Below are 19852 nucleotides of genomic sequence, written 5' to 3'. Positions count from 1 at the left end.
TCACTACTACGTTCATGTAGAATTTCGACAGTTGTGTAGTAGTTGGAGGTGGGCATGCTCGACCCGAAGTGGCTGCTGGCCGCGTTCGGCCCGCTCGGCGTCTTCGCGGTGATGTTCGCCGAGACCGGCCTGCTCGTGGGCTTCTTCCTGCCCGGCGATTCGCTGTTGTTCACCGCGGGGGTGCTGGCGGCCTCGTCGAAGCTGCACCTCTCGCTCGCGGCGGTCATCGTCGCGGCGGCGGCCGGAGCGCTGCTCGGCGCGCAGGCCGGATACGTCCTCGGCCGGCGCGGCGGCGGCGCGCTGCTCGTCCGCGTGCGCAGCAAGCACCTGCACGAGGGCGTCGCGCGCGGATCGGCGCTGCTCACCCGGTACGGGCTCGGGAAGGCGGTGGTGCTGGCCCGGTTCATCCCGGTGGTCCGGACGGTGCTGAACCCGCTCGTCGGCATCGCCGGGATGCCCGCCGCGAAGTTCGCGATGTGGCAGGTGCTCGGCGGTCTGCTGTGGACGGTCGGGGTGACGCTCGCCGGGTACGCGTTGGGCGCGTCGGTGCCGAACATCGACACGTACCTGCTGCCGATCATCGCCGTCGTGGTGCTGCTTTCGCTGAGCCCGCTGCTGGTCGAAATCGTCCGCGCACGCCGGAGCGCGGTCCGATGATCGATGCCGGGCTATACCGCGACATAACGGATTTCGCGTGGTCACAGCATTGGCTGGCCGGAATCGCGACGACGTTCAGCGAGTACGGGGTTTTCCTGGTGGTGCCGGTGATCCTCGCGATGCTCTGGCGCGCACGCACCAGGGGACCGGCGGCACTGGCGGCCGCGGCGTGGGTGCCGATCGCGATCGCGGTGGCGCTCGCCGTGGACACCGTGCTGAAGTCGGCGTTCGCCGAGGTCCGGCCGTGCCGCGTGGTCGCCGGCGTGCACACGTTGCTGCCGTGCGACCCGCCGACCGACTACGCGTTTCCCAGCAACCACACGGTCATCGTCGCGGCGTTCTCAGTGGCGGTGCTGCTGGTAAACCGCAAATGGGGAGTCTGGGCGCTCGTTTTCGCGGTACTGATGGGGATTTCGCGGGTGTACGTCGGGGCGCACTACCCGCACGACGTGCTCGCGGGGTTCGTGGTCGGTGCCGGGGTCGGGCTGCTCGGGCTCGTGGTCCGCGAACCGCTCGCGAAGGTGACGGCTCGCCTGATTCCGGCTGTATCCGGGAGGAAAGTATGACCGATCGACCTGTCCGCTGCTCTGATGCCGAACGCGAGCAAACGACGAAAGTCCTGAACAACGCGGCGGGCGAGGGGCGGCTGAGCCTGGCCGAGGTGGAAGAACGGGTCATCACCGTCTATTCGGCGCAGTACCGGCACGAACTGGACGCGGTGGTCGCGGATCTGCCGGCGCCGGCGGCCCGGACAAGCTGGCAGCCATTGCTCCTGCTGGCCGGACATCAGCTGGTCACGGAGTTCGGCACCGCGCCCGCGCGGCGGAAGCTGGCAGTCGGGATGCTGCTGATGATCGCGGTGGCGATGATGCTTTTCCTTGCCGCGCACGGCTTCGCCGACGAAGGACATCACTTCGGGCACCCCTAGACTGGCGGTGTGCAGAGAGAAGCGGGCGTCGCGCTGGTCACCGGAAGTTCGCGCGGAATCGGCAAAGCGATCGCGGAACGGCTGGGTGCGGACGGGTTTTCCGTCGCGGTCAACTACCGCGCCGATCAGGAGGCGGCCGACGCAGTCGTCGCGAAGATCCGCGCGGACGGCGGGCAGGCCGTCGCCCTGCGCGCGGACGTGACCGACGACGCCGAGCTGCGCAGTCTTTTCGACCGCACGGAACAGGAATTCGGCGGTCTCGACGTGGTCGTCGCCAACGTCGGGATCGCCCGGTTCGTGCCGCTCGCGGAGGCCTCCGACGAGATCTTCGACTTGATCTTCTCCACCAATCTCCGGCCGACCTTCGTCTCCTTGCGCGAGGCGGCCCGGCGAGTGCGCGACGGCGGCCGGATCGTCGTGGTGTCGAGCGGAGTGGTCCCGACTGCCCGGCCCGGCACCGGGATCTACGGTGCCGCGAAGGCCGCCGGAGACCAGTTCGTGCGGGTGCTGGCGAAGGAACTCGGCCCGCGCGGCGTGACGGTGAACAGCGTGCTGCCGGGCGCGGTCCGCACCGACGCGCTCCTCGCCGACGGGCCGCCGGGCGTGATCGAGCGCAACGTGAGCCAGACCCCGCTCGGCCGCATTGCCGAACCCGGCGACATCGCGGACATCGTGGGTTTCCTGGCGTCGGACCAGGCCCGCTGGGTCACCGGCCAGACGGTGCACGCCGGTGGCGGTCAGTTCTAAGCGCGTTCGGCCAGCAGCTGCGTCCGCACGTCGGTCTTCAGCACCTTCCCGACCTTCGACCGCGGCAGATCCGGCCAGAGCAGGACCTCCTTCGGCGTCTTCACGCTGCCGAGCAGTTCCTTCACCGTGGCCCGCAGTTCGTCCGCGGCAGCGGTCCGGCCTTGGTGCAGCTGGACGACCGCGGTCACCTGCTCGCCCCACTTTTCGTGCGGCAGCCCGACAACCGCGCAGTCCTGCACCGCCGGATGCGTCATCAGCGCCTGCTCCACCTCGGCCGAGTAGACGTTGAACCCGCCGGTGATGATCATGTCCTTCGCCCGGTCCACGACGTACAGGAAGTTCTCCTCGTCGAGGTAGCCGATGTCGCCGGTGTGGTGCCAGCCGTGCCTGCTGACGTCCGCGGTGGCTTCGGGATTCCGGTAGTACCCCGGCATCACCAGCGGCCCGCGCACCACGATCTCTCCGCGTTCCCCGCGGGGCAGCAGGGTTCCGTCTTCGGCCATGATCGCCACCTGCGTAAGCGGCGTCGGACGGCCCGCTGAGGTGAAGCGTTCGCGCGCGAGGGAACCGTCCGGACGGAAGTGGTCGGCCGGAGCGAGCGTGGAGATCATCATCGGTGCTTCGCTTTGCCCGAAAAGCTGTCCGAGCACTGGCCCGATCCGGGTGATCGCCTCCTCCAGCCGGGCGGCGGACATCGGCGCGGCCCCGTACCAGAGGCATTCCAGTGAGCTGAAGTCCGTTGTGGACAGTGCGGGATGGTCCAGCAGCAGGTAAATCAGAGTGGGCGGCAGAAAGGTGTGGGTGATCCGGTGCCGTTCGATCAGTTCGAGGAATCTCCCGAGATCCGGTGACGGCATCACCACGATTTCGCCGCCCAGCGCCAGCACCGGGAAGCACAAGACCCCGGCGGCGTGCGTGAGCGGGGCCAGCGCGAGGTAGCGCGGACGCGGCTGGAACGGGTAGCTCATCAACGTCAGCGCCGACATGGTTTCGACGTTGTGCCCGGTCAGCACCACCCCTTTCGGCCGTCCGGTGGTGCCGCCGGTGCCGACGAGCATGGCCGTGTCGTCCGGCGGATCGGACTGCCACGGCGTGCCGGGAAGCCCGTCGAGCCATTCGTCCAGCGCGATCGCGCCGGGGAACGAGCCGTCGAGGCACACCACGGTGGTCAGCTTCGGCAGCTGACCGGCGATGCGGGAAACGAGCGGTGCGAACGACTTCTGCACGAGCAGGCACGTGCAGTCGAACAGGTCGAGCAGCTCCCGGTTCTCCGCCGCCTCGTTGCGCGGGTTGACCGGGCACCAGACCGCCCCTGCCCGGCTGATGCCGAAGACGCACCCGAACGACACCGGATCGTTCGCGGAGAGGATCGCCACCTTGTCGCCCGGCCGCACGCCGGAACGCGCGAGCGCACGGGCGACCCGCCAGGACAGCTGCTGGACCTCGCCGTAGCTGAGCGATCCGCCGTCCGTGGTCAAACACGGAGCGGACGGGCCCAGCGAGACGCCCTTGTCGAGGTAATCGGTCAGTCGCACCGCTCGTCTCCCCGTCTCAGGACTGCACCGTCAGAACCGGATTCGAGACCAGCCCGAACGACCGCAGCACGCCGAGCAGCTCGCGGTGCCCGAACGCCTGGCACGCCGACGCGAACCCGGCCCGCCGCGGCGGTTGCTGCAGCAGCGAATACGCCGCGTACGCCTGCATCAGCCCGGTCTGCTTGTAGTTGCAGGTCCCGTGGATCACGCAGTGCGCACGGCCGAGCGGGCCGGACGCGTGCACCGAGTCCAGCGACGTGTTGATCCGCTGGTTTTCCCGAGGCGGCATTTCGTCCCGGACCGCGGCGGCCTGCTCGTGCAGCACCTTGAGTTTTTCTTCCAGCGGCAGGTCTTTCACCTGTTCCAAGACGGCCGCGACAATCTGCGGCACGCCCTGCATCAGCGCCCGGTCGAACACGCCGCCGACCGCTTTCACGTTGGCCACGCGCGGATCGTTCTTGAACCACACCGGATGCGACGTCCCGCCCCAGGGCAACGCGAGCCCGATCTCGTGATGTCCCGGCACGGCCACGTCCTGCAGCCCGCCGTCGGCAGGCCAGGGCGCGTATTCGTTCTGCTCCAGGTAATACGCGGCCGACAGTGCGGCGTTCACCAGGATCGTCTGGGTGGAAGCGACTGTGGGGTAACCCTTCCAGAACACCAGAATGTCCAAAGTGTCCAGACCAGGCGTCTCCAGACAGAGGTTCGCCGCGATCTCACCGGTGGTGTACATCTGCGCGATGCCGGGGGAGAGCAGCAGCCCCTTCGCGGCCATGTCCGCGCCGTAGCGCTCCTCGGCGGAGATCAGCCAATCCTGCTCGCCGGTGGTGTCGAGGTAATGCGTTCCGGCTTCGAGGCAGGCCTGGACGACCTCGTGGCCGTATTCGCTGAACGGGCCGACGGTGTTGCACACGACCGACGCGTCGCGGAAAAGCTCAGTGAGCGGGCCGGTTTCGTGGGATACCTCGACGACCTCGTGGTCCACGGTGTCGAGGCCGGGAATGTGGTCGAGCGCCGCCTGGACCCGGGCCTTGTCGCGACCCGCGGCGGTGAAGGGCACGTTGTACTCGCGGAGGTATTCGCAGATCAGGCGGCCGGTGTAGCCGGACGCTCCGTAAACGACGACGGGCTTGGTCACGACTGGTTTTCCTCTCTTGGGGTGCTGGAGCGCTGGAGGGGATTCACATGCCCATGCCGCCGTCGACCGGAAGGCCGGCGCCGGTGATGAAGCGGGCGGCGTCCGAGGCGAGGAACACCACGGCGTCGGCCATGTCCGCGACCTCGCCGAGCCGTCCGGCCGGGGTCTGCGCGACGACCGCGCCGATCGCGTCCTCGACGCTCGGGAACAGCCCGACGTCGACCACGTCCGTCGCGAGCTGGTTGCCCATCTGCGTCGGCACGAGGCCCGGGTACACGCAGTTCACCCGCACCCCGTAGCCGAGTTTCCCGGCCTCCATCGCCGCGACGCGGGTGAGCCGGTCGACCGCCGATTTGGTCGCCGAATAGCCCGCGATGCCGGGAAACGCGATGGTCGCGGCCACCGAGGAGATGTTCACGACCGCACCGCCGCGTCCGGCCGCTCCGCCTGGCCGCATGGCGCGGAACGCGTGCTTCACGCCGAGCGAGGTGCCGAGCACGTTGACCTCGAGCATCTTCCGCACGTCAGCCGGGTCGAGGTCGGCGACGAGACCGGTGATCTCCACGCCGGCGTTGTTCACCACGATGTCGAGCCCGCCGTACTCGCCGACCACGGACTCGACCGCCCGCGCCCAGTTGTCGTCGTCGGTGACGTCCAGCCGGACGAACCCGCTGCTGGCTCCGCTCTGCTTGATCGCGTCGGCGGTCTGGCGGCCGAGGTCCTCCTGGACGTCGGCGATCACCACCGCCGCCCCTGCCTTCGCGAGCGCCTCGGCCATGCCCTGGCCGAGGCCCTGCGCGCCGCCTGTGACCAGCGCGGTGCGCCCGGTCAGGTCGTAGGAACCCATCGACATCTCCTCCTTGAGACGTGCCGCCGGTGCGGTGTAGGTCACACCGTAGCTAATTTTGGACAGTCGTCAAGATTTTCTTGGACACTCGTCAAGAAACGCTTCCGCGCTAGACTGCCGGGTGTGACACAGGCGAAGGAGCGCATCTCCCGCCGCGCCGTGGACAAGTTCGCCCAGCGCCGGGAGCAGCTGGCCGAGTCCGCGCTGCAGGCGCTGGCCGAGCTGGGCTACGCCCGCACGAGCCTGCGCGAAATCGCCCAGAAATCCGACTTCTCGCACGGCGTCCTGCACTACTACTTCGCCGACAAGGTCGAGCTGCTCACCTACGCGGTGCGCAAGTTCGAAGAGGTCTGCGTGACCCGCTACGACGATGTGGTGGCGGAGGCGGGCTCGGCCGAGGAGCTGAAACACGGCTTCGGCGCGGCGATGGCCGGCACGCTGCGGTCCGACGCGGCGATGCACCGCCTCTGGTACGACCTGCGCAACCAGAGCCTGTTCGAGGAGTCATTCCGCGGCGACGTGCTCGACATCGACGAACAGCGCCAGGACATGGTGTGGCGCGTCGTGCGGCGCTATGCCGAGTTCACCGAACGACCGGCCCAGGTGTCGCCGGAGGTCGCGTACGCCGCCTTCGATGGCCTGTTCCAGCGCGCTCTGCTACAGCAACTCGCCGGCCAGGACTCGGCGGCGGACCGGTTGGAAGCCGACGTCGCGGCTCTGCTCACGCACTTCGTCTGACGGTTACCCCGCCCGAGTGGTGATGCCCGGTGCGCGCGCCCGTCCGTGGTTAGGATGCGCTCGGACGGTCACCGGGTGAGAAGGGGTGCGCGAGCGTGCAAGCGGGGGACCTTGAACCGCCTGAGCCGCAGGCCGTTTCCGCGCCGTTGACCAGGGCGGCGATCTTCCTGATGGTCAGCGTCGACGCCGGTGCCGAGCAGACCGCGAAAGACCTCCTCGCCGACCTGGCCGGGCTGCAGCGAGCGGTTGGCTTCCGCGACGCCGGCGCCGGGCTCACCTGCGTCGCCGGGATTTCGTCGGCGGCGTGGGACCGGATCTACGGCGGCCCGCGGCCCGCGGAACTGCACGAGCTGCCGGTTTTCGCCGGTGAGAAGCACGCGAGCGTCGTCACCGCCGAGGCCGACCTGCTGTTCCACCTCCGCGCCGAACGGCTCGACCTGTGCTTCGAGCTGGAAACGCTGATCATGGACCGGCTGCGCGGTTCGGTGACGGTGCTCGACGAGGTGCAGGGCTTCCGGTACTTCGACGCGCGGGACGTGCTCGGTTTCGTCGACGGCACGGAGAATCCGACCGGCAACGGCGTCAATCAAGCCGTATTGGTGGACGACGACGAACCGTTCGACCGGGGCAGTTACGTGGTCGTGCAGAAGTACCTGCACGACATGCGGGCGTGGAACGCGCTCACCACCGAGCAGCAGGAGCTGGTGATCGGACGGCGCAAACTGTCCGATGTGGAGCTTTCGGAGGCGGAAAAGCCCGCTGATTCGCACATCGCGCTTAACGTGATCACCGATGACGAGGGCAACGAGCTCGACATCCTGCGCGACAACATGCCGTTCGGCCGTCCCGGGCACGACGAGTTCGGCACGTATTTCATCGGCTACACCAAATCTCCCGCGGTGATCGAGAAAATGCTGGAGAACATGTTCGTCGGATCGCCGCCGGGCAACCACGACCGGATTCTCGACTTCTCCACGCCCCTCACCGGCGCGCTGTTCTACGTGCCGACAGCGGACTTCCTGGAAGATCCGCCGGACGCCCCGCCCGAGCCGGAACCTCCGGCTGCCGCGACGCCCGCCGGGACGTCGCTGGGCATCGGAAGCCTGCGAAGGAGCATTCGGTCATGAACAACCTGCATCGCGAACTCGCCCCGATCTCCGCCGCCGCATGGGCGGACCTGGAGGAGGAAGCGAAGCGCACCTTCGCCGAGTTCGCCGCGGCACGCCGGGTGGTCGACGTCGTCGTCACCGGAGACCCGGCGCTCGCCGCGATCGGCACCGGACGCCGCGAACGCGTCGGCGACAAGTTCGACGGCGTCGCGACGAGCCTGCGCACGGCGCAACGGATTGTGGAGCTGCGGGTGCCGTTCACGGTGTCGCGCGAGGAAGTCGATTCGGTCGAGTGGGGCGCGAAAGACGCCGACTGGCAGCCGGTGAAGGACGCCGCGCAGCAGATCGCCTACGCCGAGGACCGGATCGTGCTCGACGGTTTCGCCGAGGCGGGCATCACCGGGATCCGGCCGGCGTCGTCGCTGTCGCCGATCGCGCTACCGCCGGAAGCCCCGGGCTATCCGAAGGCCATCGGCGACGCGATTGCCGAACTGCGCGACGCGGGCGTGGCCGGGCCGTACACCGTCCTGCTCAGCGACGACGAGTTCACCGCCGCGTACGAGGCGGCCAACCACGGTTATCCGGTGCTGGAACACCTGAAGCAGATCGTGGACGGCGACCTCATCCGCACCCCCGCGATCAGCGGCGCCTGCGTGCTGTCCACCCGCGGCGGCGACTACGAACTCCACTTCGGACAGGATCTGTCCATCGGGTACTCCAGCCACGACGCGTCCACTGTGGAGCTGTACTTCTACGAGACGCTGACGTTCCTCGTGAACACCGCCGAAGCGGGGATCGGGCTGACCGCCTGACGTTACCTGATCATGCGGTCTTGTTACGCAGCGCGGACATTCGGCGAACCGTCCGGGGATACCCGCTCGCGATAGTTGCGGCGTGCTGCGGAACAAGATCAAAAATGTGCTGCTCGTGCTGCCCGTGGTAGCCGTCGCGGGGTGCTCCGGCCTCCCGGCGCTCGACGGCGACCCGGACCACGACCCGGCTCAGGGCGGCGCCCCGGAAGGCGTCACGCTGAGGCCGTCCGACACGAACTACCCGGCCGTCGGAAACCTCGACCCGGCGTTGCGCAAAGCGTTGCAGGAGGCGGCAACTGACGCGCGTCAGCGCAATGTGGACATTCAGATCGCGTCGGGCTGGCGGACGAAGGAGTACCAGCAGAAGCTGCTGGACGGCGGCATCGAAAAGTACGGCAGCCTGGAAAAAGCGCGGAAGTACGTGAACACACCGGAACAATCGACGCACGTATCCGGCAAGGCCGTCGACGTCGCCCCCACGCGAGCCGACGACTGGCTCATCCAACACGGCGCGAAATACGGTCTCTGCCAGGTGTACTCGAACGAGATGTGGCACTTCGAACTGCTGACCACCCCCGGCGGGAAGTGCCCGCCCACCCGTACGGACGCCGCCGGTTAGCGTCCGTACGGGTGTCGGGGTCACGGGGCCCAGTAGTTGCCGGACATCACCAGGTAGACCAGCAACTTGATGGTCTCGCCGTAGTAGGTGTCGTCATACGGGTTGCCCGCCATGTACTTCCACAGCGAATCGGTCCACGCCTGATCGCCGGCGACCATCGCCGCGACGCCCACCGGGTTGGCCGCGACCTCGGACTGGTCGCTGGTCTTGGTCGGCGTACCGTCCAATTTGGTGTGCGGATAGATCTTGGCCGGGTTGCCGCCGGAGTGGCTCTTGTAGCTGGCCGATTCCTTCTTGGCGACGTCAGTCGCGACCTTGCCGCCGTACAGCAGCGCATCGGTGCCCATGTGCCAAGGCACGCGAACGGAGTTGTACCCGACGATGTTGTCCGGCTGATTCTCGAGATGATCCGCCGGCGCGGGCTTGGGACTGCTGGTGTTCGCGCCGACCACGAAGTCGGACAGCAGATTCGCGTTCGGCGAGTACTTGGCGGTGAACTGCGTGATCAGCTGCTCAGTCCGGGTGACGACCTTGTTCCAGTCGTGCGCGCTGTCGTACTTCGCGAACGCGCGCAGGTGATCGAGCATGAAGTCCGACGGCCGAGTGTCGTCGTTGCCCGCGTCGTCGGCGATCTTGAGATGCCCGTCCGACGCGACGTCGTACTTGTAAACCTTGTCCAGCCAGTCCTTCGCGGCGGCGCTGTAGCCGCCCCACTGCTTGTCCGCGAGAATCAGCCCGTAACCAACGTCGAGGTCGCCGTCGGTGGCCGAGTCAGGAGTGCCGTCGTCGGAGTACTTGCAGGTCTTGCCGTCGATCACCCACTGGAAGAGTCCCTTGCTGTCCCGGTGGTCCTGGACGAACTTCCACATCCCGTCGAAAATCGTCTTGGCCTGGTCGTCGTAGCCCGCCATCAGCGGGACGATGTTCATCCCGTAACCCTGAGCCTCGGAAACGGTGCCCTTGTTGGGCGCGTCGTCGGTGGCCCAGACGAGATAACCGCCGCAAGCCTGGCGGAGGTAGGTTTTCTTCCAGGAGTCGTACTGCTTCTTGACCGCGGCGTCCTGATCGGCCTGACTAACCGACGGCCGGACCCCGGTCTGATAGGTGACGTGCGCGGGAAACGGATGCGCGACGGAAGCCGCGCCCGCAGGCCCAGCACCGACCAACGCAGCAGTAACCGAAACGGAAGCGGCGGCGAACAGCGCCACCTTCCGGGAAGCGGGCATGTGAGAGGTCTCCTTGTTAGTAAACTTTCCTAACTAGGCGGCGTGAGAAAAGCCTGCTGCAGTGGGGTGATCGTGTCAAGATGTCCGGCTCGGATGGGGCAGGTGTACCGGTTCCGAAGCGTTCCGTGAGGGTTCCCCTCACAGCCTCTGATTCCCTCAGAGGGTGTTGTGAAACCCGGGGTGGTTAGTCGTTGTTGTCTTCTGCTAGGCGGCGGGCTGCTTCGGTTTCGATGGGGCCGCGGGGTTCGATGTGCTCGTCGGCGAGGCGGGCGGCCATCAGCCGGATCATCGCGAACTGGATCATGGCTTCGGCGTGGGCGGTTGTGCGTTCGTAGTCGCGGGTCAAGCGTCTGCACCTCGTGAGCCAGCCGAAGGTTCGTTCCACCACCCACCGTCGGGGCAGCACCTGAAAGCCTGCCACATCCGCGTTCCGGGGCACCGCCACGATCTCGATGTTCTCCTTCTCACGGGCCCAGTCGACGAGGGTGGCGTCCTTGGAATTGACGTAGCCGCCGTCGACCCACACCAGTTCCAGTAGCGGGAACCGTGCCCGGAGCCCGGCCAGGATCCGGCGGGCTCCGGGCCGGTCCTGCACCGACGCCGAGGTCACGGCCACGGCCAGCAGCAGCCCGAGCGTGTCGACCAGCACATGCCGTTTGCGGCCCCGCACCCGTTTCCCCGCGTCATAGCCGATCTCCTCGCCGCCTTCGACGGTTTTCACCGACTGCGAGTCCAGCACCGCGGCCGACGGCCGCGGGTCCCGCCCGTCCTGGTCGCGGACCCGGCCGCGCAGCAGGTCGTGGATCCGTTGCCAGGTGCCGTCGGCGGTCCAGGCCGCGAACACCCGATACGCCGTGGTCCACGGCGCGAGATCCCGCGGTGCCAGCCGCCACGCGCACCCGCTGGCCAGCACATAACTGATCGTGTCAATCACCAGCCGGCGCGGATGCACCCGCGGCCGCCCGCCCAGGCTCGGGTGGGTCCTGGGCAGCAGCGGTTCGATCACCGCCCACTGCGCGTCGGTCAACGACGAGTCATAGGCCGGTTTGCACACGCAGACACACACCCCGCCTGATGATCACCACACCACGCCGCTAGCACAGCGGACACACCGAGCCGATCACCAGGTTTCACAACACCCTCTCAGGGTTCCCCTCACAGCCAGCCGACGTCCGTGAGGGACCCCTTCACGGACTTAGATTCCCTCAAGGAGCCCTTCACGGACCGACTCGCCACTTGCCGCCGCGAACCCAACCTCACCAGGCACCCAAGCCGCCGCGCACCACCCACCAAACCGCAGCCAACGCACCCAACCCGCCAAGGCGCCCACACCCCCCCGCACCCCGATACGAAGCCAAAATGCGGTCTGAGGGTGGTTGTCAAGGCATCTTTCCCGCCTTGACAACCACCCTCAGACCGTCATCACAATCGGGCTTCGGGGTGCCCCACGCAAGCAACCGGACGCGATGTGCGAAGCACGAGCCGTCCAAAACGCCCCCAGCGATCCCAGCCCCACCCGCGCAAGCATGGGATCATCACCCCGGCAACAACCAGGGATCAGGGAGCCAGCATGACCACCGGCCGTTCGGCCCAAGCTGAACTCAACAGCGGCATCCTCCCCGGCAACGTCCGGGCAGACGACTGGATCATGCTGGCCCTAGCCGTCATCTCCACCGGAATGCTCGGCTGGCTCCTCATCGGCCCGCCCCCACCGGCCATCAGCCACTGGTTCTTCCTCGTCGACTGCATCATCTGCGCCATCTTCTTCCTGGAACTCCTCCACCGCTGGCGCAAACAGGCCTGGCGAGCCGCCTTCCTGGCCCGGACCTGGTACGAGATCTTCGCGATGATCCCGGTAGCCCACCCAGTCTTCACCGCGAACCACCACGTCCTGGCGGTAATCCTCCTGATCATCCGCCTTGGCCGGGCCGCGGACCGAGCCGTCGGCGAGCAGTTCACCTACCGCCTGGTCGACAAACTCTCCGAACCCATCGTCCGTGCCATCAAAAAACCAGTGACCATCGCCGTCCTGGACGAGGTGGTCAAGGTTCTGGAAACCGGAAACTACCCGGAGAACCTCGCCAAATCCCTCAGCGAAAACAAGACCGAACTGCGCGCCATCATTACCGAAAAGATCTCCGAAGACCCGCAGCTGGGCAAACTGCGCAGGCTCCCGTTCCACGACGAAATCGTCCGCGCCACCGTGGACACCTCGTTCCGGGTCCTGCTGGAAGTCCTTCTGGACCCGCGCATTGACGACTTCTTCTCCTCCGTCGTACGCGACAACCGCGAGCAAATCCGCCGTGCGGTCGCACTCGGACTGGCCGAAGTGGACGGCTCCGCCGACGAGCAACTCCTTCGCACCCGCCCCCAGCGCACCGCCGCACACGAGTACGACGCCAATCACCCCGGCCGTTGATCATCCATTGTGGACATACCTACCGTGCGCCGTCGCGCGCTGACTCTCCGTTGCGGCACAAAGTATTCCTCCTTGACGGGCGGGGAGTGAACCGTCAACCGCTGAACGAGTGCACTGTGGTCGCGCGGTGCGCGCACAGGTGCCTGGAGTAGGGTGAGCTCTCTCGTTCCGTTGCTGCACAAGGGTTGTGTTGGCTCGAGTACGAGGCGTTCCCGCCGGTGCCGGGGCAGACTGGAGCCGGCGGGGAGGTTGAGCGCGGTTTGGAGTCGTGGACGTGATTGATAGCGGGCAGCAGGTGCGCAGGTGCCGTCGGCGGGACTGTGCGGAGGATTCCTTGTGGCGCGGGCTGTGCTCCGTGCACTGGAACCGCTGGCAGAGCGGCGCGGACGCGCTCGAGCTTCCAGACGACGACGTTCCCCCGCCGCCCGCGCAGGTCTGGTGGCCGCCGGAGCGCTCGCACGCGCCGTTGAGCAGCCGGGTGCTGCCGGGCTCGTAATCGCTCCTGGCCGCGCCGAACACGGTCGGCGCGCGCTCGGTTACGTCGGGCCACCGGGGAAGGTCCGGACGCGGCCTGGTTCCCCGACCACGCGCACCTGATTGCCGCGCCCACCGGAGACGGTCCGGACGGCCTGGTCCCCGGACCACGTGCACCCGGTTACTTCGGGCCACCGGGGAAGGCCCGGACGCAGCCTGGTTCCCGGACCACGCGCGCCCGGTTACCGCGGGCCACCGGAGAAGGCTCTGGTCCCTCGGTCACACGCGTCCGGTTGCTTCGGGCCACCGGAGAAGGCCGGGACGCGGTCTACCCCCCGACCACACGCGCCCGGCTACCGCAAACCGGAGCAGACCCGCCTGCAGCCAAGCCCCCGGACCACACGCGCCCGGGGACTAAACGCCGTTTACCGCCGAGAACGCGGGATCCGCGGCCCGTCCGACGCGGCGAGCATTCGCACCAGCCGGGCCCGCGCCACTCGGTAGAGCAGGTCGCCGCGGTCGTCCGGGACGACTCTGCCGTCGAGATCCCGCCCGGCCGCGCGTACCACCAACTCGACTGCCTCGGCGGGCACCCTGCCCGCGAATTCCCCGGTCAGCCACGTGGTGACCTCGTCGGCCACCCGGCTTCGCACCGTCATCGGACACTCCCCGTCTCCGCTCGCGGGGCCGTTCGGGGCGGCCCCGGCACTGGTCCGACGGCCGCGCCCGGGCGACGTGACGCGAAACTCGAGGAGAAAGTCTTTCTTGGCAACGCGATTAAACCCGGTAGTAGGTCACTGGCGGCTCAGGCGAGCGCGTTGCGCGCGATCACCTCCGCATACCACCGCGCGCTGCGCTTCGGCGTGCGCCGCTGGGTGCGGTAGTCGACGTGCACCAGGCCGAAGCGTTTCGCGTACCCCTCGGCCCATTCGAAATTGTCGAGCAACGACCAGTAGAAATATCCGCGCAGGTCCGCTCCGTGGGCGAGGGCGTCGTGCGCGGCTCGGAGATGTGCGTCGAGAAAGGCGATGCGATCGTCGTCGGAAACCTCGCCGTCGCGGAGCACGTCCGGGTACGCCGCCCCGTTTTCGGTGACGTACAACGGCACCGGCGGATAGTCCCGATGCACCTGCAGCAGCGATTCGGTCAGTCCGGGGGGTTGCACTTCCCAGCCGGAATCCGTGCGCGGCGCGGCCAGATCCGGGACGAAATGCACCTGCTCGGCTCCCGGCCATTCCCGGCCGGCCGGGGTGCTTCCGGCCCGCGCCGAACCGGCCACCCGGTAGCCGCGGTAGTAGTTGACGCCCAGCCAATCGATCGGCTTGCCGACCACTGCCTCGTCGCCGTCGCGCACCACGGCGTCGAAGCCGAACCGGGCCAGGTCGTGGCGCAGGTCGGCGGGATAGCCGCCGCGCAGCAGCGGGTCGAGGAACAATCTGTTCTGCAGTCCGTCGATCCGGCGGACAGCGTCGGTGTCGTCCGGCGTGTCCGCGACGACCGGGTACAGGTTCAGCGTGATCCCGGACGGGGAGCTGGTGTGCTGCCGGAGCACGTCCATCGCCAGCCCGTGCCCCAGCAGCAGGTGATGCGCCGCGGCTACGGCGCCCTCCGGCGACGTCCGGCCGGGCGCGTGGACTCCCGAGCCGTAGCCGAGCATCGCCGCACACCACGGTTCGTTCAGCGTCGACCAGCTCGCCACGCGGTCGCCGAGCCGGGCCGCGACGGTCTCGGCGTACTCGGCGAATCGGTAGGCGGTGTCGCGCGCGGTCCAGCCGCCGCGATCCTCCAGCGACTGCGGAAGATCCCAGTGATACAGCGTCGCCCACGGCTGGATGCCCGCGGCCAGCAGCCGGTCCACGAGCCGGTCGTAGAACTCCAATCCGCGCGGCTCCGGCTTGCCGTGCGGACGAATTCGCGGCCAGGAAAGGGAAAACCGGTACGCGGTGAGCCCGAGCGAACGCATCAGCTCCACGTCCTCGGCGTAACGGAGGTAGTGGTCGGCCGCCGGGTCGCCGGTGTCGCCGCCTGCCACCGAGCCGGGCCGGGCGGCGAAGGTGTCCCAGACGGACGCCTCGCGTCCGTCCACTGTGGTCGAACCCTCGACCTGGAAGGCCGCCGTGGCGGCGCCCCAGACGAACGCGTCCGGGAACGCGAGCACGTCGGGGATCGGCTGTGCGGACATGGTCACCCTTTCACGGCGCCTTGCATGATCCCGGCCACGATCTGGCGGCCGAGCAGGAGGAAGACGATGAGGATCGGAATCGTGGCCAGCGTGGTGCCCGCGAGCACCAGCGAATAGTCGACGTAATAGCCGCTCTGCAGTTTCTCCAGTGCCACCTGGACGGTCGGATTGCCCGCGTCGAGCACCACCAGCGGCCACAGGAAGTCGTTCCAGGACGTCATGAACGTGAACATGGCGAGGATCGCGGCGGCCGGGCGGACGGCGGGAAGGCACACGTTCCAGAAGACCCGGATCATGCTGCACCCGTCCACGCGCGCGGCTTCGATCAGCTCGTACGGCAAAGCGTCCACTGTGTACTGGCGCATCCAGAACACGCCGAACGCGGTGACCAGGTTCGGCACGATCACCGACTGCAGTCCGCCCGCCCAGCCGAGTTTCGACATCGCGATGAACAGCGGGATGATGCCGAGCTGGGTCGGCACCGCGAGCGTCACCACGATGAACACGAACAAGCCGTTGCGGCCGCGGAAGCGCAGTTTGGCGAAGGCGAATCCGGCCAGCGACGAGAACAGCACCGTAGTGAGCGTGACCGTGCCGGACACGAGGACGCTGTTCCCGAGCGCCCGCCAGAACGGCACGGTGTCGAAAACCCGCGCCGCGTTGGCGAAGAAGTTGCCGCCCGGCAGCAGCGGCGGGATCCGTTCGGTGAGCATTCCGTTGTCGCGGCTGGCGACGAGAAACGACCAGTAGAACGGGAAAAGCGAGCCGAGCACGAACACGATCAGCACGCCGTAGGTCGCCTTGCGCGGCTTGCCGAGCCGGGCCGCCCGAGCCCGCAAACCTAATTGCACGCTCATCCGCGCCTCCCCGCGAGCCGCCCGGTGACGAAGTAGTTGATCAGCGCGATCACGACGATGATCAGGAAAAGCACCCACGCGATCGCGGACGCGTAGCCGAGATTGAAATTCTCGAAGGCGGTCTGGTACAGATACAGCGTCACGGTCTGGAACTGGTGGGTGGAACCGCCGTTGTTCGACCCGGGCATCGCGTCGAACAGCTTGGGCTCGGTGAAGATCTGCAGCCCGCCGATGGTCGAGGTGATGGTGACGAAGATCAGCGTGGGCTTGAGCAGCGGCAACGTGACGTGGGTGAAGCGGCGCACGGTGCCCGCGCCGTCGATCAGCGCGGCCTCGTGCAATTCCTTCGGAATGGCTTGCATGGCGGCGAGAACGATCAGCGCGTTGTAGCCGGTCCACCGCCAGTTCACCATGATCGCGATGGCGACGTGGCTGGCGAACCGGTTGGCCTGCCAGTCCACAGGGGACAGTCCGAGCGTCTGGAGCACGCCGTTGACAAGTCCGTATCGCGGGCCGAACAGGTTCGCGAAGATGATCCCGAGCGCTACCAGGCTTGCCGCGTAGGGCAGCAGAATGCCGACGCGCCAGCCGGTCGCGCCGCGCAGCCGCAGCGTGAGCACGGCGGCGAGCAGCACCGCGATGATCAGCTGAGGAACGCTGGACAGCAGGAAGATGCTGACCGTGTTTTCCAGCGCGTGCCAGAACTGCGTGTCCGCGAACAGTTCCTTGAAGTTGTCGAGCCCGATGAAGTCCGGGTTGTCGTCCCCGGCTTTCCAGGAAAACAGCGAAACGTACGCGGTGTAGAGCAACGGGAACATGCCCACGACGGCGAACACGACGAAAAACGGCGCCACGTAGAGATACGGCGAGATTTTGACGTCCCAGCGCGCCATCCGGTCGCGCAGGCCGGGCCGCGTCGCGGTGTGCTGCCGCGTCGTGGCCCGGCTTTCCGGAGCGGTCTTGTCGGTGACAGTCATCGTCAGCGGGCGAGTTTCTTCGCGCCGTCGACCAACCGCTGCCAGCCGTCCGCGGCCGAAGCGCCCTGTTCCACCGACTGCAGCGCCGGGCTCGCGACGTTTTCCTGGATCTGGCCGTCATTCGGACCCTTGTACTGCGGCTTCGCCACCTTCTTCGCCTGCTCGGCGAACAACTCGCCGATCTTCGCGCCGCCGAAATACGCGTCGGTCGCGTTCAGCAGTTGCGGGCTTTCCAGCGCCTTCGCCTGGCTCGGGAAGTTGCCCTTGGCCTCGAACGCCTTGATCTGCTGCTCCGGCGCGGTGAGCCAGGCGGCCAGTTCAGCGGCCTCACGCGGGTGTTTGCTCTGCGTCGGCACCGTCAGGTACGAACCGCCCCAGTTGCCGCCTCCGCCGGGGAATGCCGCGGTGACCGCCCATTTGCCCGCGTTGTCCGGCCCGGCCTGTTCCTTGATCACGCCGAGCATCCACGCCGGACAGGCCTTCGTGGCGAACGCGCTCTGCTTGAATCCGGAGTTCCATTCGTTGCTGAACGCGGTGAGCTTCGCCGATTCGCCTTTCGCGACCGCGTCGGTCACCTTCGTCCAGGCGTCCCTGATGCCCTGGTTGTTTTCCACGGTGAGCTTGTCGCTGGTGTCGAGGTAGCCGACCGGCAGCTGGTTGACCATGGAGTTGAAGTTCTGCGCCGCGGAATCGAACCACGCCTTGCCGGTTTTGCCGGTGTACTGGGCTCCCGCCGCGAAATAGCTGTCCCACGTGGCGAACAGCGGTTTCACCGCCTCCGGGTCGCTGGGCAGCCCGGCCGCGGCGAGCAGGTCCTTGCGGTAGCACATGGCGAGCGGGCCGATGTCCGTGCCGTAGCCGATCAGCTTGCCGTTTTTGTCTTTGCCCGCCTCGTATTTCCACGAAAGCCACCGGTCCGGCGAAACGCCCGAGGGGCCGATCTTGCTCAGGTCGTTGAACTTCGAGGACTTGCTGAGGATGTCCGACAGATGGCCTTCCTCGACGGCCTGCACGTCCGCGAGGCCGGAGCCGGCGGCGAGCTTCGTCATCATGTCCTGGGCGTACGGGCCGCCCTGACCGGTTTTGCGGTGGGTGATCTTGATGTTCGGGTGCAGCCGCTCGTACTCCGGGATCAGCGCCTCGTAGCCGAACTCCGTGAACGTCGCGAGCGTCAGCTCCACGTGCTCGTTCGGCCCGGCCGCCGCCGGCACGTCGCTGCTGCTGCCTCCGCCGCACGCCGCGACGCTCACCGCGGTCATCGTGATGCCCAGTGCCAGCACCAGGCCCTTCCGGAACGTTGTCACCGTCGTCAACCCCTTGGAAGTCATTCTGGGAGCGCTCCCAGATGCCGCACGAGTGTGTTGCAGGTAACGAGGGATGTCAAGGCCGGAGTCTCCGGGAGCGCTCCCGGGCCGACGCCGTTAAGCTGGCCCGACCGACAGTCAGGGGGTGGGCGAAGTGGTGCCTCGGTCCGAGGACGAGCGGCCGACGCTGGAGGACGTCGCGGCGTTCGCCGGGGTTTCGCGGTCCACCGCGTCGCGAGCGTTGAACGACGACGCGTACGTCAGCGCCCGCTCGCGCGAGAAGGTGCTGGCCGCGGCTCGGGACCTCGGGTATTCGCCGAACCAGGCCGCGCGCTCGCTCGTCACCCGGCGGACCGGCGCGATCGCGGTGGTGCTGTCGGAGCCGGAAGCGCGGCTGCTCGACGATCCGTACCGGACCGCGGTGATGCGCGCGGGCTACCGGGAACTGGCCGACGTCGGCTGCCAGATGGTGCTGCTTTTCAGCGACACCCGCGAAGATCTCGGCCGTACCGTGCGATTTCTCGAAGGCGGGCACGTCGACGGTGTCCTCGTCTTTGCCCCGCATCGCGCCGATCCTCTGCCCCGGGCGTTGCGATTGCTGAAGCTGCCCACGGTGTTCGGCGGGCAGGCCGCTGATCTGCGCCGGGGTGTGCACTTGGTGGATTTCGACAACGAGGGCGGTGCCCGGCAGGCGGTGACGCATCTGGTGGAATCCGGCCGCCGCCGGATCGCGACCATCGCGGGCCCGCAGGATCAGGGCGCGCCGATCGACCGGCTCGCCGGCTGGCGCAAGACCCTTGTGGACGCTGGAATCGACCCGGCCGGGCTGTCCGAGGAGGCCGACTTCACCCTGGCCGGCGGCGCGAAAGCGATGGCCGCGCTGCTGGAGCGGGTACCGGACCTCGACGCGGTGTTCGTCGGCAGCGACATGATGGCGGTGGGCGCGCTGCGCACACTGTCGGACGCCGGACGCGACGTGCCCGGCGACGTCGCGGTGGTCAGCTTCGACGACAACGCGGCGCTCGCTCCGGCCATGACGCCACCGCTGACCTCGGTGCACCAGGATCCGCGCGAGCAGGTCCACGCGATGGTCTCGACGCTGATGCGGCTGCTGGACGGCGAGGACGTCGCGCCGGGCGCGCAGATCCTGCCGGTATCGCTGGTCGTGCGCGAGTCCAGCTAGGGGTGTCTGACAAATAGGCAAGGTGCGCCGACCGAGTCCGTCCGCGATCGCAGGCAGCGGAGGCCGGGAACGGTCGCGCCGTACTATCGCGGTGCCAGGC

Annotated in this window: 21 protein-coding genes; 11 read left to right on the top strand and 10 right to left on the bottom strand. The window is 67.8% G+C overall.

The window, feature by feature from the left end:
• Window positions 1-54: 54 nt before the first annotated feature.
• Genes ACZ7OI_RS24375 through ACZ7OI_RS24360 form a run of 4 tightly spaced genes read left to right on the top strand, consistent with a single transcriptional unit; the run spans window position 55 to window position 2332 of the window.
• Window positions 55-657 carry a DedA family protein gene (locus ACZ7OI_RS24375; RefSeq protein WP_470266470.1) on the top strand — a complete coding sequence of 201 codons (603 nt, stop codon included), beginning with the start codon at window positions 55-57 and terminating at the stop codon, window positions 655-657.
• A complete protein-coding gene (locus ACZ7OI_RS24370; RefSeq protein ID WP_470266469.1) occupies window positions 654-1223 on the top strand; it encodes a phosphatase PAP2 family protein in 570 nt (189 codons plus the stop codon). The genes ACZ7OI_RS24375 and ACZ7OI_RS24370 overlap by 4 nt, the downstream gene beginning before the upstream one ends.
• Entirely contained in the window at window positions 1220-1585 is a 366-nt protein-coding gene (locus ACZ7OI_RS24365) for a DUF1707 SHOCT-like domain-containing protein (protein ID WP_470266468.1), read from the top strand. The genes ACZ7OI_RS24370 and ACZ7OI_RS24365 overlap by 4 nt, the downstream gene beginning before the upstream one ends.
• 9 nt (window positions 1586-1594) lie before the next feature.
• Window positions 1595-2332 carry an SDR family oxidoreductase gene (locus ACZ7OI_RS24360; RefSeq protein ID WP_470266467.1) on the top strand — a complete coding sequence of 246 codons (738 nt, stop codon included), beginning with the start codon at window positions 1595-1597 and terminating at the stop codon, window positions 2330-2332.
• Here the strand turns inward: ACZ7OI_RS24360 and ACZ7OI_RS24355 are convergent.
• Genes ACZ7OI_RS24355 through ACZ7OI_RS24345 form a run of 3 tightly spaced genes read right to left on the bottom strand, consistent with a single transcriptional unit; the run spans window position 2329 to window position 5852 of the window.
• On the bottom strand, window positions 2329-3867 hold the full coding sequence (locus ACZ7OI_RS24355; protein WP_470266466.1) for an acyl-CoA synthetase: 1539 nt from the start codon (window positions 3865-3867) through the stop codon (window positions 2329-2331). The genes ACZ7OI_RS24360 and ACZ7OI_RS24355 overlap by 4 nt on opposite strands.
• Before the next feature lie 16 nt (window positions 3868-3883).
• The gene (locus ACZ7OI_RS24350; protein ID WP_449672896.1) at window positions 3884-5005 is read right to left on the bottom strand and encodes a DUF5938 domain-containing protein; all 1122 of its coding nucleotides are present in this window, start codon (window positions 5003-5005) and stop codon (window positions 3884-3886) included.
• Window positions 5006-5048: 43 nt separating this feature from the next.
• Window positions 5049-5852 (bottom strand): SDR family NAD(P)-dependent oxidoreductase, encoded by an 804-nt coding sequence (locus tag ACZ7OI_RS24345; protein WP_470266465.1) that lies wholly within the window; start codon window positions 5850-5852, stop codon window positions 5049-5051.
• Window positions 5853-5975: 123 nt separating this feature from the next.
• Here ACZ7OI_RS24345 and ACZ7OI_RS24340 point away from each other — a divergent pair, with 123 nt between their 5' ends.
• The 4 genes from ACZ7OI_RS24340 (at window position 5976) to ACZ7OI_RS24325 (ending at window position 9130) form a co-directional block, all read left to right on the top strand.
• Window positions 5976-6590 carry a TetR/AcrR family transcriptional regulator gene (locus ACZ7OI_RS24340; RefSeq protein WP_470266464.1) on the top strand — a complete coding sequence of 205 codons (615 nt, stop codon included), beginning with the start codon at window positions 5976-5978 and terminating at the stop codon, window positions 6588-6590.
• A gap of 95 nt (window positions 6591-6685) precedes the next feature.
• Window positions 6686-7717, top strand: coding sequence for a Dyp-type peroxidase (locus ACZ7OI_RS24335; protein ID WP_470266463.1), 1032 nt, complete (start codon window positions 6686-6688; stop codon window positions 7715-7717).
• A complete protein-coding gene (locus tag ACZ7OI_RS24330) occupies window positions 7714-8511 on the top strand; it encodes a family 1 encapsulin nanocompartment shell protein (protein ID WP_344279959.1) in 798 nt (265 codons plus the stop codon). Before ACZ7OI_RS24335 ends, ACZ7OI_RS24330 begins: the two co-directional genes overlap by 4 nt.
• Window positions 8512-8593: 82 nt before the next feature.
• The gene (locus ACZ7OI_RS24325) at window positions 8594-9130 is read left to right on the top strand and encodes a M15 family metallopeptidase (RefSeq protein WP_470266462.1); all 537 of its coding nucleotides are present in this window, start codon (window positions 8594-8596) and stop codon (window positions 9128-9130) included.
• Between the two features lie 20 nt (window positions 9131-9150).
• On the opposite strand, the gene ACZ7OI_RS24320 is transcribed toward ACZ7OI_RS24325, so the two are convergent.
• Together ACZ7OI_RS24320 and ACZ7OI_RS24315 are read right to left on the bottom strand one after the other, a co-directional pair.
• Window positions 9151-10356, bottom strand: a complete 1206-nt coding sequence (locus ACZ7OI_RS24320; protein ID WP_470266461.1) for a glycosyl hydrolase family 8 — start codon at window positions 10354-10356, stop codon at window positions 9151-9153.
• A 184-nt stretch (window positions 10357-10540) separates the two neighbouring features.
• Window positions 10541-11422: an IS5 family transposase gene (locus ACZ7OI_RS24315; RefSeq protein ID WP_470266460.1), complete on the bottom strand. Its 882-nt coding sequence runs from the start codon at window positions 11420-11422 to the stop codon at window positions 10541-10543.
• A gap of 504 nt (window positions 11423-11926) precedes the next feature.
• Here ACZ7OI_RS24315 and ACZ7OI_RS24310 point away from each other — a divergent pair.
• Window positions 11927-12775 (top strand): ion transporter, encoded by an 849-nt coding sequence (locus ACZ7OI_RS24310; protein ID WP_470266459.1) that lies wholly within the window; start codon window positions 11927-11929, stop codon window positions 12773-12775.
• 268 nt (window positions 12776-13043) lie between these two features.
• On the top strand, window positions 13044-13271 hold the full coding sequence (locus ACZ7OI_RS24305) for a hypothetical protein (RefSeq protein WP_116202123.1): 228 nt from the start codon (window positions 13044-13046) through the stop codon (window positions 13269-13271).
• A gap of 403 nt (window positions 13272-13674) precedes the next feature.
• Here ACZ7OI_RS24305 and ACZ7OI_RS24300 read toward each other — a convergent pair whose 3' ends face one another.
• The 5 genes from ACZ7OI_RS24300 to ACZ7OI_RS24280 all read right to left on the bottom strand — a co-directional run bounded on the left by ACZ7OI_RS24300 (window position 13675) and on the right by ACZ7OI_RS24280 (window position 18593).
• Window positions 13675-13908: a hypothetical protein gene (locus ACZ7OI_RS24300; protein ID WP_470266458.1), complete on the bottom strand. Its 234-nt coding sequence runs from the start codon at window positions 13906-13908 to the stop codon at window positions 13675-13677.
• 146 nt (window positions 13909-14054) lie between these two features.
• A complete protein-coding gene (locus ACZ7OI_RS24295; protein ID WP_470266457.1) occupies window positions 14055-15431 on the bottom strand; it encodes a GH1 family beta-glucosidase in 1377 nt (458 codons plus the stop codon).
• A 2-nt stretch (window positions 15432-15433) separates the two neighbouring features.
• Window positions 15434-16288, bottom strand: a complete 855-nt coding sequence (locus ACZ7OI_RS24290; RefSeq protein ID WP_470266456.1) for a carbohydrate ABC transporter permease — start codon at window positions 16286-16288, stop codon at window positions 15434-15436.
• Complete coding sequence (locus ACZ7OI_RS24285) at window positions 16285-17265, bottom strand: carbohydrate ABC transporter permease (RefSeq protein WP_470266455.1); 981 nt, start codon at window positions 17263-17265, stop codon at window positions 16285-16287. The genes ACZ7OI_RS24290 and ACZ7OI_RS24285 overlap by 4 nt, the downstream gene beginning before the upstream one ends.
• A gap of 2 nt (window positions 17266-17267) precedes the next feature.
• Complete coding sequence (locus ACZ7OI_RS24280; protein ID WP_470266454.1) at window positions 17268-18593, bottom strand: ABC transporter substrate-binding protein; 1326 nt, start codon at window positions 18591-18593, stop codon at window positions 17268-17270.
• A gap of 130 nt (window positions 18594-18723) precedes the next feature.
• On the opposite strand from ACZ7OI_RS24280, the gene ACZ7OI_RS24275 reads away from it, so the two are divergent.
• The gene (locus ACZ7OI_RS24275; protein ID WP_470266677.1) at window positions 18724-19752 is read left to right on the top strand and encodes a LacI family DNA-binding transcriptional regulator; all 1029 of its coding nucleotides are present in this window, start codon (window positions 18724-18726) and stop codon (window positions 19750-19752) included.
• Window positions 19753-19852: the final 100 nt, after the last annotated feature.

The organism is Amycolatopsis sp. NPDC114503, from assembly GCF_055633655.1.
Note: the sequence above shows the minus strand (reverse complement) of the source record. Positions and strands in the feature narration are given on the sequence as shown.